This window comes from Paenibacillus sedimenti, from assembly GCF_014534655.1.
Classification (GTDB): domain Bacteria; phylum Bacillota; class Bacilli; order Paenibacillales; family NBRC-103111; genus Paenibacillus_E; species Paenibacillus_E sedimenti.
This window is the reverse complement of sequence record NZ_JACVVD010000004.1, coordinates 425,272-440,470: the sequence shown is the minus strand read 5'-3', so window position 1 is coordinate 440,470 and position 15,199 is coordinate 425,272. Positions and strand designations below refer to the sequence as shown.

General features: G+C 45.5%; 16 protein-coding genes. 8 read left to right on the top strand and 8 right to left on the bottom strand.

Annotated features, from left to right (window positions below):
- Positions 1-3: 3 nt before the first annotated feature.
- Together ICC18_RS14905 and ICC18_RS14900 are read left to right on the top strand one after the other, a co-directional pair.
- Complete coding sequence (locus tag ICC18_RS14905) at positions 4-684, top strand: amino acid ABC transporter permease (RefSeq protein ID WP_188175206.1); 681 nt, start codon at positions 4-6, stop codon at positions 682-684.
- A gap of 3 nt (positions 685-687) precedes the next feature.
- The gene (locus tag ICC18_RS14900) at positions 688-1,428 is read left to right on the top strand and encodes an amino acid ABC transporter ATP-binding protein (RefSeq protein ID WP_188175205.1); all 741 of its coding nucleotides are present in this window, start codon (positions 688-690) and stop codon (positions 1,426-1,428) included.
- Positions 1,429-1,494: 66 nt separating this feature from the next.
- Here ICC18_RS14900 and ICC18_RS14895 read toward each other — a convergent pair whose 3' ends face one another.
- Both ICC18_RS14895 and ICC18_RS14890 read right to left on the bottom strand, forming a co-directional pair.
- Positions 1,495-1,797: a hypothetical protein gene (locus ICC18_RS14895; protein ID WP_188175204.1), complete on the bottom strand. Its 303-nt coding sequence runs from the start codon at positions 1,795-1,797 to the stop codon at positions 1,495-1,497.
- Between the two features lie 130 nt (positions 1,798-1,927).
- Positions 1,928-2,725: an AraC family transcriptional regulator gene (locus tag ICC18_RS14890; protein ID WP_188175203.1), complete on the bottom strand. Its 798-nt coding sequence runs from the start codon at positions 2,723-2,725 to the stop codon at positions 1,928-1,930.
- 131 nt (positions 2,726-2,856) lie between these two features.
- On the opposite strand from ICC18_RS14890, the gene ICC18_RS14885 reads away from it, so the two are divergent.
- A complete protein-coding gene (locus ICC18_RS14885; protein ID WP_188175202.1) occupies positions 2,857-5,115 on the top strand; it encodes an FAD-dependent oxidoreductase in 2,259 nt (752 codons plus the stop codon).
- A 65-nt stretch (positions 5,116-5,180) separates the two neighbouring features.
- Here ICC18_RS14885 and ICC18_RS14880 read toward each other — a convergent pair whose 3' ends face one another.
- The 3 genes from ICC18_RS14880 to ICC18_RS14870 all read right to left on the bottom strand — a co-directional run bounded on the left by ICC18_RS14880 (position 5,181) and on the right by ICC18_RS14870 (position 7,822).
- Entirely contained in the window at positions 5,181-6,431 is a 1,251-nt protein-coding gene (locus ICC18_RS14880; RefSeq protein WP_188175201.1) for a hypothetical protein, read from the bottom strand.
- 187 nt (positions 6,432-6,618) lie between these two features.
- Positions 6,619-6,936, bottom strand: a complete 318-nt coding sequence (locus ICC18_RS14875) for a hypothetical protein (protein WP_188175200.1) — start codon at positions 6,934-6,936, stop codon at positions 6,619-6,621.
- A 40-nt stretch (positions 6,937-6,976) separates the two neighbouring features.
- A complete protein-coding gene (locus ICC18_RS14870; RefSeq protein ID WP_188175199.1) occupies positions 6,977-7,822 on the bottom strand; it encodes a helix-turn-helix transcriptional regulator in 846 nt (281 codons plus the stop codon).
- A gap of 202 nt (positions 7,823-8,024) precedes the next feature.
- Between ICC18_RS14870 and ICC18_RS14865 the strand changes: the two genes are divergently transcribed.
- Positions 8,025-9,014, top strand: a complete 990-nt coding sequence (locus ICC18_RS14865) for a quinone oxidoreductase family protein (RefSeq protein ID WP_188175198.1) — start codon at positions 8,025-8,027, stop codon at positions 9,012-9,014.
- Positions 9,015-9,086: 72 nt separating this feature from the next.
- Here ICC18_RS14865 and ICC18_RS14860 read toward each other — a convergent pair whose 3' ends face one another.
- Positions 9,087-9,431 carry a DUF1904 family protein gene (locus ICC18_RS14860; RefSeq protein ID WP_188175197.1) on the bottom strand — a complete coding sequence of 115 codons (345 nt, stop codon included), beginning with the start codon at positions 9,429-9,431 and terminating at the stop codon, positions 9,087-9,089.
- A 244-nt stretch (positions 9,432-9,675) separates the two neighbouring features.
- On the opposite strand from ICC18_RS14860, the gene ICC18_RS14855 reads away from it, so the two are divergent.
- From ICC18_RS14855 to ICC18_RS14845, 3 genes are read left to right on the top strand one after another with little or no spacing between them, the layout of a single operon-like run.
- Positions 9,676-11,499 carry a PAS domain-containing protein gene (locus tag ICC18_RS14855; RefSeq protein WP_188175196.1) on the top strand — a complete coding sequence of 608 codons (1,824 nt, stop codon included), beginning with the start codon at positions 9,676-9,678 and terminating at the stop codon, positions 11,497-11,499.
- Positions 11,500-11,542: 43 nt separating this feature from the next.
- Complete coding sequence (locus ICC18_RS14850; protein WP_188175195.1) at positions 11,543-12,283, top strand: SDR family NAD(P)-dependent oxidoreductase; 741 nt, start codon at positions 11,543-11,545, stop codon at positions 12,281-12,283.
- A 42-nt stretch (positions 12,284-12,325) separates the two neighbouring features.
- On the top strand, positions 12,326-13,186 hold the full coding sequence (locus tag ICC18_RS14845) for a bifunctional 5,10-methylenetetrahydrofolate dehydrogenase/5,10-methenyltetrahydrofolate cyclohydrolase (RefSeq protein WP_188175194.1): 861 nt from the start codon (positions 12,326-12,328) through the stop codon (positions 13,184-13,186).
- Positions 13,187-13,222: 36 nt separating this feature from the next.
- Here ICC18_RS14845 and greA read toward each other — a convergent pair whose 3' ends face one another.
- Complete coding sequence (greA, locus tag ICC18_RS14840) at positions 13,223-13,696, bottom strand: transcription elongation factor GreA (protein ID WP_188175339.1); 474 nt, start codon at positions 13,694-13,696, stop codon at positions 13,223-13,225.
- A gap of 117 nt (positions 13,697-13,813) precedes the next feature.
- On the opposite strand from greA, the gene ICC18_RS14835 reads away from it, so the two are divergent.
- Positions 13,814-14,845 carry a hypothetical protein gene (locus ICC18_RS14835; RefSeq protein WP_188175193.1) on the top strand — a complete coding sequence of 344 codons (1,032 nt, stop codon included), beginning with the start codon at positions 13,814-13,816 and terminating at the stop codon, positions 14,843-14,845.
- On the opposite strand, the gene ICC18_RS14830 is transcribed toward ICC18_RS14835, so the two are convergent.
- Positions 14,826-15,191, bottom strand: a complete 366-nt coding sequence (locus ICC18_RS14830; RefSeq protein WP_188175192.1) for an MmcQ/YjbR family DNA-binding protein — start codon at positions 15,189-15,191, stop codon at positions 14,826-14,828. The genes ICC18_RS14835 and ICC18_RS14830 overlap by 20 nt on opposite strands.
- Positions 15,192-15,199: the final 8 nt, after the last annotated feature.

Sequence of the window (15,199 nt, the reverse complement as noted above, 5' to 3'; positions counted from 1 at the left end):
CCGATGACAACCGATCGCACAGAACGTATTCTGGGAATCCTTAGCGATTCCTTTTTTCCTATTTTGAAGGCCGGCATTCTATTTACCATTCCGCTTACCCTGATCACGTTCACATTGGGTTTGCTGCTGGCCTTATTAACAGCTCTTGCCCGATTATCGGGTATTCCGCCTTTGGTGGCTATTGCCAAGTTTTATGTTTGGATATTCCGCGGCACCCCGCTGCTCGTTCAGCTCTTTATTTTATTTTACGGTTTTCCGAGTTTGGGCATAACGCTTGACCCATTTCCAACAGCCATTATCGGGTTTACTTTGAATAAGGGAGCGTACAGCTCAGAAATTATTCGGGCGGCGATCCTATCTATTCCTAAAGGGCAAAGCGAGGCTGCTTATGCAATCGGCATGACCAAATGGCAAGCAATGCGGCGCATTATTCTACCGCAAGCTGCCCGCGTCTCGATTCCTCCGTTAGGCAATTCTTTTATTAGTCTAATCAAGGATACCTCGCTAGCAGCAACGATCACAGTAACGGAGATGTTTCAAAAAGGCCAGCAAATTGCGGCGGTGACGTACGAACCACTATGGCTTTATACGGAGGTCGCATGTATTTATTTATTGTTTAGCACTGTGCTATCCCATTTTCAGGACAGGCTTGAAGGACGATTTGAACGAAAGGTAGCCAAGTGACGTATGATACAGATAGCCGGACTTCATAAGAGTTTTGATGGGCTGCATGTCCTGAATGGTATCGATCTGTTTGTTGAAAAAGGGAAAACCGCCGTCATCATCGGTCCCTCGGGCTCCGGAAAGACCACCTTGCTGCGCTGTTTGAATTTATTGGAGATGCCTGAGCAAGGCACGCTTTCTATTGCCAAGATTGGCATCGCGTTTAGCGGAAATCATCGAATAGATCAAACGGTTGTTAAGGCGATTCGTAAACAAACCGGCATGGTTTTTCAAAGCTATAACCTGTTCCCTCATCTAACCGCCCTTGAAAATATTATGGAAGGACAAGTCATCGTCCTGAAACGGCCCAAAGCAGAAGCAAGAGAGAGAGCCGTGGCTTTACTTTCGAAGGTCGGCTTGCGAGAACGTGCAGATATGTATCCCCACCAGTTATCCGGGGGACAGCAGCAGCGTGTCGGCATTGCACGGGCGATGGCTATGGATCCTGGCGTGTTGTTATTTGATGAGCCTACCTCGGCGCTGGACCCGGAATTAGTGGGGGATGTCCTGCTAGTTATGAAAGGGTTAGCCCATGAAGGCATGACGATGGTTGTAGTCACACATGAAATGGGGTTTGCACGGGACGTCGCCGATCAGGTCGTATTTATGGATCAAGGTGTCATCGTTGAAAAAGGAACGCCGGAAGACATATTTGAGCATGCTCAAAATGAACGGACACTGCAATTTTTGAAAAAAATTCGTTGAACAGGACAGCAGCCAAATAAAAAAGCGCATGTGGTTTGCGACCGCATGCGCTTTTTCAATTGAAATCTATTTAAATGCGATTTCTTTCTCTTTATTTTCAACGGTTACCTGCTCTTCCGCAAAGTAATTGCTCAGATATAACTTTTTTATATTGAAAAAGTTGTTCGTCGAGCGGAGATGGCTGATGATTCTACAAATGGTTTTCATATATCGAACATCCTCAATGCCGGATGCAAGGCCGAAAACAGTATTGTAACTTCCTATCGCTTGATCTCTATTGATGACCCCGGCTTCCAAATCCCTTACGATTCTTTCCATTTCTTGACTAATAAACCATAATGCTTGTGCTTTTGTGTTTTTATCAATCAAATCTTTGCACCTCCATCTGTATGTAATACAAGTTTAAAGCATCTCACCTGTAAAATCTGTCGAAGTAATGGAGGGGGGAATTACGGTTTTATTGAAGATAGAGGCGGAAACTTGTCTAAAAGATAGAAAATTATAGCTTATAAGCGGTTCGAAATTGCGAAGGGAACATTTTCATTTTTTTAGAAAATACGCGGCTTAAATAAAAACCGTTTTCGTAGCCGCATTGCTGCGCAATTTGCTCCAACGTATAATTCGTTTCTAAGAGTAGAGTTTTTGCCTTCTTCAGACGAAGGTGAGTCAAATATTCGATCGGGGATACACCGTTCTGCTGTTGGAATCTTCTTGTCAATTGCACCGGACTTAGTCCTTTGGAAGCAGCAACATCTTTGAATATGATGGGTTCGAAGGCATGGCGCTGAATCCACAAAGTCAGTTCATGAATAAGCGGATCTTTAGCCCGGCTATCTACGCCTTTCTCTTTTACCGTTTCCCGTTCCATGCAATAAAGATGCCATAAGTCCTGCAGAAAATGCGCTTTTCTCTCATAAGTCACCGGGTCATTCAGGGTCTGCCATTGTTTCATGTAAAAAAAGTTGGAAGCGAGGCGCTCTTGATCAAATAGAGTGACTTTCCCTAATGGAAGCTGCTGTATTAAATCTTTCTGTATATCATCCGCAGAAGGGATGCAGTCGAACGAGTAAAAATGGAAGCTTAGGGGTTCTATTATTTTTCTGCGAAACGGGGTAAATGGAGGACAAAATACAAGATCGCCAAAAGCGGCCTCCCCCTGATATTTTGAAATTCCATATCTAAACCGTCCCTCTTCAATAGCAAACAGAGTCCAACAAGGATACGTATCCTCTTCCAGTAAAAACCGCTGCTTCTGCTCCCAGTATACATGATCAAGAAATTTAAGATGGTTTTGCATGGGTTTCACCTATTTTTCAATTGATTGAAATAATGTATATGGAATATCGTAAAGCAGTGCATGTTAAAAGTAAACCGTTCTATATAAAATGAAATTATAGATCATTTACTTTAATTGAAGAGGTGTCTTTAATGAGAAATGAAACGGTTAATACGGATATTACTGTCATCGGCGGCGGTCTTGCCGGGGTGTGCGCCGCGGTAGCTGCCGCACGTTCGGGTCAAACGGTAGCTTTGGTGCAAAATCGGCCTGTACTTGGCGGAAATTCAAGCAGTGAGGTGCGCGTATGGGTATGCGGGGCAACAGGCCATGGAACTAACCGCTATGCCCGGGAAACCGGAATTATGGGGGAAATGTTTGTTGAAAATCAATACCGGAACCCGGAAGGCAATCCATACGGCTGGGATCTTGTCGTACTCGAAACGGTGCTCGCCGAGAAAAATATTCAGTTATTTTTAAACACTGATGTGCATGAGGTGGAAGCAAGCGGCGATGATCACGAACGTAAAATTCATTCCGTTACGGGATGGATGATGGGCTCGGAGCGACGGATCCGCTTCGAAAGCGAAATGTTTCTGGATTGTACGGGAGACGGTTTAGTCGGCTTCTTGGCCGGTGCAAAACACCGGATAGGCCGCGAAGCGAAACACGAGTACAACGAAGATTGGGCTCCGGAAGAGGCCGACGATATTACCTTGGGCAGCACGATTTTATTTTATACCAAAGATGCAGGGCATCCGGTCCGCTATATCGCTCCGAGCTTTGCTAAGGACATAACGAAAACATCTATTCCAATCAAACGCGTCATCCGCAGCGGGGATTCGGGCTGCCATTACTGGTGGATCGAATGGGGCGGCGAGCTGGATACGGTACATGAAAATGAACGGATCCGCGATGAGCTCTGGTCTGCCATTTATGGCATATGGGATTATATTAAAAACTCCGGCAAGTTTGACGCCGATACCATGACGCTTGAATGGGTGGGGTCCATTCCTGGAAAAAGGGAGTTCCGCCGTTTCGTCGGCGATTATGTGCTCAATCAGAACGATATTATTGCTCAGACACCTTTTGAAGACCGGATTGCTTTCGGTGGATGGTCGATTGATCTTCATCCGCCGCAGGGGATGTATTCGACAGAAAGCGGTTCAAAACATTTGTACGCAGACGGCAATTACCATATTCCGTTTCGTTCGCTGTACTCGGTAAACGTATCCAATCTGATGTTCGCGGGTCGTAACATTAGTGCCACACATGTCGCCTTTGGAACGACGCGAGTGATGGCAACCTGTGCCGTTATCGGCGAAGCGGCTGGAACCGGCGCAGCGCTGTGCGTGCAGCACCATACGACACCAAGGGAAATTTACCGTCAGCATATGGCGGAGCTACAACAGTTAATGCTTCGTCATGATGCTTCCATCATCGGATTGGCCAATCAAGATCTCCGGGATTTAGCTAGGTCAGCATCGGTTACCGCCTCCAGTGAACTCAGGGAACTTGCCGTAACGACGGCGTCAGAGGTATTCCCGTTAACAAGCGATGTGGGGCTGCTGCTCCCTATTGATCGTGAAATGACGAAGATCGGGTTACTGCTGGACGCTTCCGTTTCTACAAAGTTGGAAGTAGAAGTATGGGATACCGGGAAAGCGGAGAATTATGTCCCTTACCGGCTTCAGGCCCAAGCTGTTGCCGAAGTGAATGCGGGAGAGCATCAGTGGGTTGAGGTGCAGCTCCCCTGGAAGCCGGAGATACCGCAAAATGCATTTCTGATTGTAAAAGCGAACGGCGATGTCAGTCTTCATCTATCCCATACGCCAATGACCGGAGTGTTATCTTTTATCAAAAGCGTCGAACCGCGCGTTTCTACGGATTTGGAGAATCATCAACCGGATCAGCCCGTGATTCAGTGGAGGATGAGTAAGCTTGTCCGGAAACCTTTCTGCTTTAGACTTTATCCGGAGACGCAAGCTTATGCCGCAGAGAAGGCCGTGGATGGTTACATGCGTCCTTTCGGAGGACCACACCTATGGATGTCACAGTCCCTTCGCGAATACGGGGAGCAATGGCTCGAACTGCAGTGGGCGGACGCAATTTCCGTACAAGAAGTTCAGCTTACTTTTAACGATGACGTGAATGAAGATTTGATCAACCTGCATCATCACCGCACGCCTTTTGAGATTATACCGGAACTGGTGAAGAACTATAGAATTGAGGCTTGGGCAGAGGGAGTTTGGACTTTACTTCATCGGGAAACGGACAATAGAAAGAGAACAAGAAGACATTCCATATTTGGAACGGTCACCACGAATCGGCTGCGTCTCGTAGTAGAATCGACAAACGGAAGCGATTATGCCGAAGTCGTTGAGGTAAGGGTATATACTTCCAGCGAATAACATTTATACTTGGCCTGTGACCGGCTGCTCCTTCATAAGAGCAGCCGGTTACAGGTTTTTCTCACTTAGCTTGTTTTTTTATAAAAACTGAGCACACTTCTCCAATCCCACTGTTCGTAATAGTTGGCTCCTATGTCCAGGTTTTCAATCCAGACAACAGCATTGTTGCCGTTGTGGTCTGCAAGCATGACTTTTGCAGTGCTGCGATCCGATCTGATCCAGGCAAGACACTTGAACGGTAGTGATATCGGATTAAAATCGCCGTAAATTTCCGATGGAGGAGTTATTGTCTCTTGCCGTTGCTTTTTCAGTTTCACTTCAACTAAGAAGGGCAGATGACGTTTTGGAGCTTCGCCCGACCAAGCAGCTTCTTTGGCTCTGGAAGCTATCAATTTTCGGGAATGAATCCAAGTGAAACTTTGATCGACATAACCTGCCGGTGTATAAATAACTGGAGCGACCTGCGGGATATTTGTAACTTTCAACTGTTTATTTCTAGTGGCCTCTCTGCCGACCCCTCCGATATACGCAAGTGTATCGCCTTTCTCCGCCCAATCGAACCATTGGTCATTGTTCACCAACTGATCTAAGGTCATAAACACAGAACCGTTTGCGGACAAGATACACAGTGTATTGCTATCAGCCGATAACGACGCGGTGGGTGTTGCCAGGAATGCTATCCAATGTCCGTTTGCCGACCATTTGAAGATACTTGTGCCTACGGCAAAGAATTCGTCAGATTGCTTAGGCAGCACATACAATGTTTCAAAGCGGCTGGGATCGCCTTGTTCGGATAGTGGTATTTTAATAATGCGTACCTGTGTCCATCCCTCAGGCAAAAGCTTAGCAGCGGATGAAGCCAGAAATCCACTCCCATCAGGCAACCAGGAGAAATTACTGATGTCTGGAGCAATGAGCTCCGATTTTCCCGGCGTTTCAGGATCTGCCCCATATAACTGCTGTGCTTTTTCAAATGCGAGACTGTTCCGCGTGGGGGCCCATTGAAAGTTCTTTAGGATATCCGAACTAACGAAGTGAGTTTCTCCGGTTTGAACATTCCATACCCATAATTCTTGTTCATTTTCCCCTTTGGTATATGCAATCCAATTACTGTCGTAGGACCATTTTGGGTTGCGGATATATTCCCCTTTGGTTAATTGCTTTTCGACGTCACCGGTTTTGATCCATAGGTCCCCATTCCGTACGAACGCTGCTTTTAACAAGCTTTCAGGCTTGGATGCCCGGGTTATTGCAGTTCCTGAAAAGAAGAACAACAGTATAACTAAAAGTAAGCTTGTTTTTTTCAATGCGTTCATAAACTGCGCCTCCTCATTATTGTTGCTTGTGACCGCGTTATTTTTTCCTTTTTTTTCAGAATCATGCTGAGGAAGCGGCTTCAACGAATAATTGAATGATTTAATGAGGAGATTGAAGGTATGCAAGGTTGGTTTCATTCGCATCAAAATGAAAAACCTGACCCTATCGGTCAGGTTCACGCTTATTTTATCCGTTCAACTCGCGCTGCAGGACTAGCGCTTGTTTGGCTAGATCCAGCCAGTTCCCGGCATGGCCGTATGAGAGCTGCACCCATTCCTTCATCGGCCGGCCACCCATGGGATCGAATAATTTGGCGCCTTCCAAGGCTAGAGTCTCGGTTAGCGGATTTCCGCGCAGTTTGAAGATCATATGTTCCTGGTAAAAACCGGCGAAAGCTTTGCCTCTGATTTTCAAACAAGGCATTCCAAACATTTTTGAGCTTTGCACCTCATCGGTCACCTTGAGCTCGTCCGAAATTTCTTGATAAAGAGACTGTGGACCCATATTGAACCTCCAACATTTATTTTGTAATCAAGTTTGCATATTATACTATTGTCTTAGTTTCCTGCAGCAATCTCTCATACTTCTCCATATCATCCGGAAGCGGCACGTAGTTGCAATAATGAATGTCGTCTCTGCCGTTTATTCGGAAAAAGGATACGAGTTTATACCGTATGGTCGTCTGGATCGGCTTATGAAAAAATTCAAAAATGACTTCCGCTTTTTGTTGAATATGATAATCGTTCCACCACTGCTTGAAGTGTGCACTTTTCGCAATAAGCTCATCCCTAAATTGGCTGAACCACGGATCGTGCATATTTAAATCATGATAGCCTCGAAATACGCCTGCCCCATATTTGGCTGCTTCTTCCCAGTTGATCACGCTCTGCCTGACCTCTTCATTCATGAAGATCAGCCATACCATATTTTTCCCATTTTCGTCAGTGGATGAATCTATAGGGTAAATTAAATTTGCGAGGGAATTATGCAGTAACACATTCGTTCTCGCACCGACCAAAAAGGCTGGAAATTTCGATGAATGAATCACAGCTTCTAATTCTGCATTTACCGCTTGCTCCTCCGGCATGGGAGCGGGAGAGCTCGAAAAACCTCCTAAGGTGAGCAGATGCGCCTTTTCATCGTCGTTTAATTTCAGTACGTTCCCAATACTCGTCAGTACTTCCTTGGATACATTGATTTCTCTCCCTTGTTCCAACCAGGTGTACCACGTAATACTTACACCTGCCAAGTAAGCGACTTCCTCCCGGCGAAGACCTGCGGTTCTTCGAAGACCGCTGCCTACAGCGATATTCAGATCTCGGGGGGAAACTTCAGCGCGTTTCGCCTTTAGGAATTCCCCGAGCGTTTTTATATTCTTAGTGTTAGACATGTATAATCATCTCCCTCATTCCAGGTATTAACAAGCTCAATGAATCAGGTTTATTACTCAAGTTTACTCTCGTCGCCGTTCGAAAGCCAGAATAAAAGAATATGGCTCTCCCTGGTAGTCGTGATACCAGTAATATCAAAAACTGTTTGCCTCTGCGATAGCCAGATACAATGGAAACATATCAATCAAGGAGGTTAATTACATGAAATCTATCGTTATTCAACAATCGGGTGGTTTAGATACTTTGCAAGAAAAAGAAAGCCCGGATATGAAGCCGATGCCAGGCATGCTAACCATAGATGTGGTCTATGCCGGCGTAGGTTACGTGGATGTGATGATGCGTCGGGGAGAATTCGGTCCTCTTGTTCCTTTTCCGCTTACTCCTGGTTTAGAGGTTTCCGGCTATGTCCGTGAAATTAGTGACGGTGTGGAGGGGTTCTATATCGGTCAGCCAGTGGCGGCTATGACATTAGGAACTTATGGCGGCTATGCGTCTATCGTTCAGGCCAGACCGGAGTTTACGATTCCGTTGGATCAGGCGGGAGCAGCAATCGACATGGCTACGGCAGCTGCGGCGATAGTAAATTTAACTACTGCATACATGGCTGTAAGACATGTCGGCAAAGTCCGGCCTGGTGATCAGGTTCTTATTCACGGAGCGGCTGGAGGTCTTGGCAGTTATTTGGGGCAAGTTGCCAAATGGTCAGGAGCCGGTAAGGTATATGGAACGGTCGGAAGTATGGAAAAGCTGCAACATGCGGCAAGTTTTGGTTACGATGAATTGTTCGTCAGATCCGATTTCGTCAAACAGATCCGGCAGGCAACCGAACAACAAGGCGTTCATTCCGTATTTGATCCGGTTGGCGGTGAAATGCGCAAGATGAGCCTGGAAGTCCTTCGTTCCCTTGGGCAATTAGTCGTTGTGGGAAATGCAAGCGGCAAAGAAGATGTCATGTACGCTTCCAACGAGCTATGGATTCAAAGCAAAACGGTATCTGGTTTTGCACTGGGGGTATATGCCCAGTTTGCACCTGAAGAAGTTGGGCGAGCGGCGCGAGAAGCCTTGCAATTAATTGCGAATCACGGGATTCATACGGAGATTTTTGGGATCTATCCGTTTGAAAAAGCTGCAGAAGCGCATGCTCAGTTAGAAGCCGGCAACACAGTAGGGAAATTGCTGCTGCAAATGTAATTTCAAACAAGCGAAAAGGCATGCTGCTTAAGCATGCCTTTTCGCTTGTTTATATCATTTTCACCGACTGCGTCAGGTAATCGGGATAGGTCCTGTATGATTGCTTTTTAATGGCTGACCTTCTTTATAATATAAATGAGGGGACAGCAGGATAAAAAAGATATGAACATCCGGAAAACCATGCCCACTTAATAATTGATAGAGCCTCTGAACAATGCGGTCATGAAGTTCCTGATCTCTCGGAAACATGAGGATTTCCAGAGATTGCGGAGAATTCGTTATTTGTTCAACGAGAAGGAGCTCTATTTTTATTTTTTGCCCGGGAACACCTGTTAATTGAGAAAACTCTTGGATGACCGCATTCGAAATCGAAGAGATAAAAGCTTTGTCGAAGCCTTTGAATCTGAGATAAGGCATGTGAATTCCTTCTTTGCAATGGAGTAAGAGAATTTAAGTTTAGTCAAAAATAAGTGATGGTACAAAATCATTATTAGATGAAATCCATCTCATTATTAGATCGATCACTATCGTAAACGCATATTGCTGTGAACTATGCTTCTTTTCATTTTTTTAAAAATTTACTTAAATAAAAAAGGAATTTGCCAGCTTAGGTCAAAATGGATAACATGACTTGAATTTGATAGCCGGAATGGTGAATCTTATGGACGGAATGTTAACTTCTGCTGAACTGATCAAGCCATTGAGAATGAAACAATTAATCGACTCATTCATGGATTTGACTTCGGATGGCATTGTGATCGTTGATTTAGAAGGGAAAGTCATAGAAGTCAATAAGGGATTTGAAGAATTGCACGGTTGGACTAGGGATGAAGTGATTGGCAAGGTTTTGCCAATGACTCCTAAAGAATTTAAAGACGATGTATTTCGCCTCTATGAACGAATTATAGCCGGAGAGCCATTTTCGGGCCAAGAATGTTTGAAAATGCGTAAAGACGGCAGCAGCTTTTATGCGAACGTAACCATATCAACCATAAAAGATGAACAGGGTAAGGTCGTTGCATTTGTAGGGATTGAACGAGATATCACCCAGAAGAAAAAGGCGGAAGAAGAGCTTAAGGAAAGCGAAGAAAGATACCGGGTCTTGGTTGAATGCTCGCCTGAACCGATAGTCGTTTATACGAATGATCGTATTTCCTATGCAAATGCCGCAGCAGCCCAGCTTGTCTGTGCAACGACTCCCGAAGCGCTTATCGGAAAACGTGTTTTTCGCTTTATACACCCCATGTATTTACCATTAACCAAGAAGGTTCAAGCTGTGCTGCAAGAATGCAAGGCCACGGAGCTGATAGAGATCAAACTCATACGGTTGGACGGAGAAGCTATTGACGTAGAAGTCAGGGCGGTGCTTGTTAAATTTCAAGGGAGGACTTCTGTCCAATTATTATTTAGGGACGTAACGGATCGCAAACGGGCAGAGTCCAAGCTGATTGAAAGCGAGAATCAATTCCGCCGTTTGCTAAAGCTCTCTCCCGAACCCATCGTCCTGCATTGTAACGGTATCATTCAGTTCGTTAATGATATCGGCAATAAGCTTTTTAGGGGGAATAGCAATGAAGAGATAGTTAATCGTCATATCCTCGAATTTTTCTTGCCGGAGGATCATCCGAGGATTATAAGCCGCTTGAAACAATCGCTTCAAACAGAAGAATTCCTGGAATTTATGGGGTATAAGCTGAGAAGGCTGGATGGCATCTTTCTGGATGTTGAAATCTCATCCATTTATGTGCATGAGCATATGGGCTCCCCCGTGATTCAAAGCGTCGTACGTGATATGACAGAACGGAAAAAAACCGAAGAATATGTACGAACGTCGGAAAAGCTTTCGATTGTCGGACAGCTCGCTGCAGGGATTGCCCATGAAATTCGAAATCCTTTAACTTCACTCAAAGGTTTTGCGCAAATTTTGAAAGCAAGAAACACCGACTACGTTGACATTATGCTGGAGGAATTGGACAGGATTAATTACATTGTGAATGAATTTATGACTATTGCGAAACCGCACTCGGTTACCTATACGGAAAATGAACTTCAAGCTCTTGTCGCCAATGTCGTGCACTTCATGCAGCCTCAGGCTTTATTGTTCAAGGTGAACTTGAAGTTGGCCGTGGAAACGCAGATGAGGCCAACACTCTGTGAACCGAATCAAATCAAGCAAGTGATTATGAATATAATTAAAAATGCCATCGAATCCATGCCGACAGGCGGCCTTGTGCAAATCTCGATGAAGCAAAAAAATGACAAAACCGCTCTTATCCGTATTGAGGATCAAGGAATTGGTATTCCTGAGGATCAATTAGCTAAGCTGGGAGAGCCGTTTTTTTCGATGAAAGAAAAGGGAACAGGCCTAGGTTTAATGGTTTGTCAACAAATTGTGAAAGCCCATCAAGGCAAACTGTCCATTCACAGCAAAATTAATCAGGGAACGACGGTAGAGATTGAAATTCCATGCCATTTAACTGATTAAAGAAGGTCTTGCTTCATGAATAACGGATTAGGAGTGACTAGCTATGGAGTTTGTCAATAAAGTAGCCCTCGTTACCGGCGGCGGTACAGGAATCGGCAGGGCGACATGCCTCTTGCTCGCAAGGCGGGGGGCCATCGTCGCAGTGAACTACTCACGGTCTCAAACTGATGCCGACGAAACAGTGCGTTTGATCCATAACGAAGGCGGACGAGCAATCGCAATCCAGGCCGATGTTTCCCGGGACAAGGAAGTGCGGGACATGGTCGATCATATTGTGAGGCAATTCGGGACCGTCGATTTGCTCGTTAATAATGCCAGTATCACTCGGCACATTCCACTGGACGATTTGGAAGCCGCAACGGAGGAAGTATGGGATGAGTTGTATTCAGTGAATGTCAAAGGTATGTTTAATTGCGCGCGAGCCGTTGCTCCTTGGATGAAGAAAAATAAACAAGGGGCCATCGTTAACGTCGGCAGCATAGCGGGGCTCACAGGGGTTGGCTCCTCATTGCCCTACGCGGTATCCAAAGCGGCCGTACATGGACTTACCAAATCACTAGCCCGCGCTTTGGCTCCAGAAATCCGAGTTTGCAGTATAGCGCCCGGAGCCGTCGCGACAAGATGGTGGGCAGGGCGAGAGGAGCAAATGAAACGCTTAAGCCCTAATCTGCCGCTGCAGCGTATAGCGACACCCGATGATATTGCCAAATTCATTTGTTCGGTTCTGGAACAAGAAGCGATTACAGGGCAAATCATTACCGTGGATAGCGGGCAGACGTTATAACGGAGGCGCTTATGTTTTCATAACAGAAGGGATGATGCGATAATGACGCACAAATTAATCTTGGATGGCAAAAGTGTAGCCGATGATATCAAGTCGAAATTAGTTGATCGGGTTTGTGCTCTAAATGAAAAGGGGATCAAGCCGTGCCTCGCGACCATTTTAGTGGGGGATGACCCTTCATCGGCAACTTATGTACGCATGAAAGGAAATGCTTGTCATCGTCTAGGAATCGATTCTAAGCGTGTCTATCTGCAAACGAACACAACCACCGATGAACTGATCGATGTGATCCGGCAGCTGAACGAAGATCCAAATGTTCATGGTATCCTTTTGCAGCATCCGGTGCCAGGGCACATTGATGAGAGAGCCGCATTCGAAGCTATTGATCTGAAAAAAGACGTGGATGGCGTGACAACATCCGGTTTTGCGCAAAATGCCTTTGGGCTGGCCGATTACCCGTCCTGCACACCGGCCGCAATACTGGCCATCCTGGACTACTACCAGATTCCAATTGAAGGCAAGCATGCCGTTGTGGTTGGCCGCAGCCCCATACTAGGAAAACCAGTTTCCCTCATGCTGTTAAATCGCAATGCAACCGTGACAACTTGTCATTCCAAAACAAAACACTTGGATCAAATTGTGCAATTGGGCGATATTGTAGTCGCAGCCGTAGGAAAGCCTAAGTTTATACAAGGTGAGTGGATCAAGGATGGTGCCGTTGTCATGGATGCCGGTTACAACCCGGGTAACGTCGGAGACGTTGACTACGAGACATGTTTGAAGCAGGCATCTGCCATTACGCCAGTACCTGCTGGAGTTGGCCCGGTAACGATAGCGATGCTCTTAAAACATACGGTAGATGCTGCCGAGCAAGCAATGAAAGAGAGGCATACTGCCAAATAGCAGGATGCCTCTCTTTTTGTATGAGGAGATATGCAACTACGTTGCTTTTATTTCAAGCAGTTCGTATTTGATGACACCCATTGGAGCGTCTACATGAATGATGTCACCCACGGATTTACCGAGTAGAGCGCTCCCTAAAGGACTTTCGTAGGAGATTTTATTTTCGGATACTTCGGCTTCGGAAGGACCTACGATTCTGTACTCGATTTTTTCGGCAAACTCTACATCATTAAGGATTACAACAGAACCAACATTCACGGTTGAAGTGTCTATGTTCTTCACGACGCGGGCTTTTTTTAACATCCGCTCAATGTTTAATATTCTTGTTTCCATGAACGCTTGTTCTTCTTTGGCTGAATGGTATTCACTATTTTCTTTCAAATCGCCATAACTGATCGCTGTTTTAATACGGCTGGCTAATTCTCTGCGTTTTACTGTTTTCAGCTCTTCAAGTTCTTGCTCTAATTTCGCGAGTCCTTCAGGGGTTAATATAATTTCGTCGTTTGACATTTCTGCATCTCCTAATTCATGGTACATTTCATTTAAACGTCCTATATTTCATCTATTCTACACTAAATCGAACCATCATGCGAAAAGGAAGCCGGTCAAGAAATAGGGGGAGTTCGGATGTCTTTGTTTAGAATGCCATTTATGGTGATTGCTGCAGTCCTGTCTATGCTATTGCCGTCAGCTGTGAGCGCCAATGGGGGACCGTTATATGATCCTGCCGATGCTTACGGACTTCTGCGCTTAGATGAGAATTCGAACATTAGTCTTATTCGGGAGAAAGTGACCTATACGATCCAGAATGATTTCAGCGATGACCGAGATGCAGAGGTTTCAGTCCGCTATGAGCTCAAAAGCAAGAATGATTACATAAAAACAGTTGCGGTCTTATTTCTCACCCCTGTTAAGGAACAATTATCGGTTACCGATGGGACCCGCAATATCGCAACGTCTCCAGTCAGTCGAGATCTGCCCAACAATTGGTATGGGCAACAAAAAGACACGGTAACAGACCCGGTGAGTGGTCATGAACTGCCCCTGGCTTCCCGAGGCAAAGGGGAAATACAAGCGGAAGGCACACAGTTTTCGCTGACCTTTGAACCGGGTGAAAGCAAGGAGATTCTCATCCAGTACAAGGAAAGAGGGGGGATGTACGATAAAGGTGTGGTCAATACGATCTTTTCCCACTTGTATTTTTTGACACCGGCCGAGTTCTGGGAGGGAGAGCCGCAGGTTGAACTGGAAGTATTCCTATCGAAACCGGGAAGCAGGCTCCACTCAAGTTTACCGATAAATCGGATGAATGATCACGCCTACAGAGCGACATTCAGCCAACTGCCTGATGAGGAATGGTATTTCTCTTATACATATCCCAAAAGGCTTCTGTATCCGACGAATGTGGAAAAGGATCATAATCTTCTGATTTTGGCGACGACGCTTATGCTGACGGCATTCGTGGCTAGTATCACTCTTCACTTCAGAAATATCTGGATCTTCATTCTCGGAGCTATCGGAATTATGACTTTTACTTTCTATTTTATTAGCAAAATGGGCGGCTACCCATTTAACGATATCTTTGTAGGACTGACCGATATTGCAGTAGGATCGCTTTTGGTCTGGTGCTTTATCAAGCTTAGGAAGAGAATGGAATAAGCCAGTCTCTCTCCGCCTTGGGCAATTTAGCGATAACCAGCCGGTACGATTCCCGGAACATCGTGATAATGACATCGTCCGGGACAGTTCCGTTCAGCATGACGGTGTTCCAGTGTTGTTTATTCATGTGATACCCTGGGATTACGGATCCGGGATAGGTTTCGCGCTGCAGCCAGGCTTCGTCAGGGGATGTTTTCAGGTTGATGCTTTCAACGCCCTTCTGCTTGCCGAGCAAAGCAAACATTTTTTCTTGAACGAAAAGCACCGGTAGATCCGGATCGAATGGATAACGCAAGCTTGTTCCTAAGTAGCTAAGCCCTAGCTCAATTAATTGTTTGTGATTCATGAAATAGG

Bases quoted from the DNA above. Each gene is read 5' to 3' on its own strand.
- ICC18_RS14905 (WP_188175206.1), top strand. From the start codon at position 4: ATGACAACCGATCGCACAGAACGTATTCTGGGAATCCTTAGCGATTCC.
- ICC18_RS14900 (WP_188175205.1), top strand. From the start codon at position 688: ATGATACAGATAGCCGGACTTCATAAGAGTTTTGATGGGCTGCATGTC.
- ICC18_RS14890 (WP_188175203.1), bottom strand. From the start codon at position 2,725: ATGCAAAACCATCTTAAATTTCTTGATCATGTATACTGGGAGCAGAAG.
- ICC18_RS14885 (WP_188175202.1), top strand. From the start codon at position 2,857: ATGAGAAATGAAACGGTTAATACGGATATTACTGTCATCGGCGGCGGT.
- ICC18_RS14880 (WP_188175201.1), bottom strand. From the start codon at position 6,431: ATGAACGCATTGAAAAAAACAAGCTTACTTTTAGTTATACTGTTGTTC.
- ICC18_RS14875 (WP_188175200.1), bottom strand. From the start codon at position 6,936: ATGGGTCCACAGTCTCTTTATCAAGAAATTTCGGACGAGCTCAAGGTG.
- ICC18_RS14870 (WP_188175199.1), bottom strand. From the start codon at position 7,822: ATGTCTAACACTAAGAATATAAAAACGCTCGGGGAATTCCTAAAGGCG.
- ICC18_RS14865 (WP_188175198.1), top strand. From the start codon at position 8,025: ATGAAATCTATCGTTATTCAACAATCGGGTGGTTTAGATACTTTGCAA.
- ICC18_RS14860 (WP_188175197.1), bottom strand. From the start codon at position 9,431: ATGCCTTATCTCAGATTCAAAGGCTTCGACAAAGCTTTTATCTCTTCG.
- ICC18_RS14855 (WP_188175196.1), top strand. From the start codon at position 9,676: ATGGACGGAATGTTAACTTCTGCTGAACTGATCAAGCCATTGAGAATG.
- ICC18_RS14850 (WP_188175195.1), top strand. From the start codon at position 11,543: ATGGAGTTTGTCAATAAAGTAGCCCTCGTTACCGGCGGCGGTACAGGA.
- ICC18_RS14845 (WP_188175194.1), top strand. From the start codon at position 12,326: ATGACGCACAAATTAATCTTGGATGGCAAAAGTGTAGCCGATGATATC.
- greA (WP_188175339.1), bottom strand. From the start codon at position 13,696: ATGTCAAACGACGAAATTATATTAACCCCTGAAGGACTCGCGAAATTA.
- ICC18_RS14835 (WP_188175193.1), top strand. From the start codon at position 13,814: ATGTCTTTGTTTAGAATGCCATTTATGGTGATTGCTGCAGTCCTGTCT.
- ICC18_RS14830 (WP_188175192.1), bottom strand. From the start codon at position 15,191: ATGAATCACAAACAATTAATTGAGCTAGGGCTTAGCTACTTAGGAACA.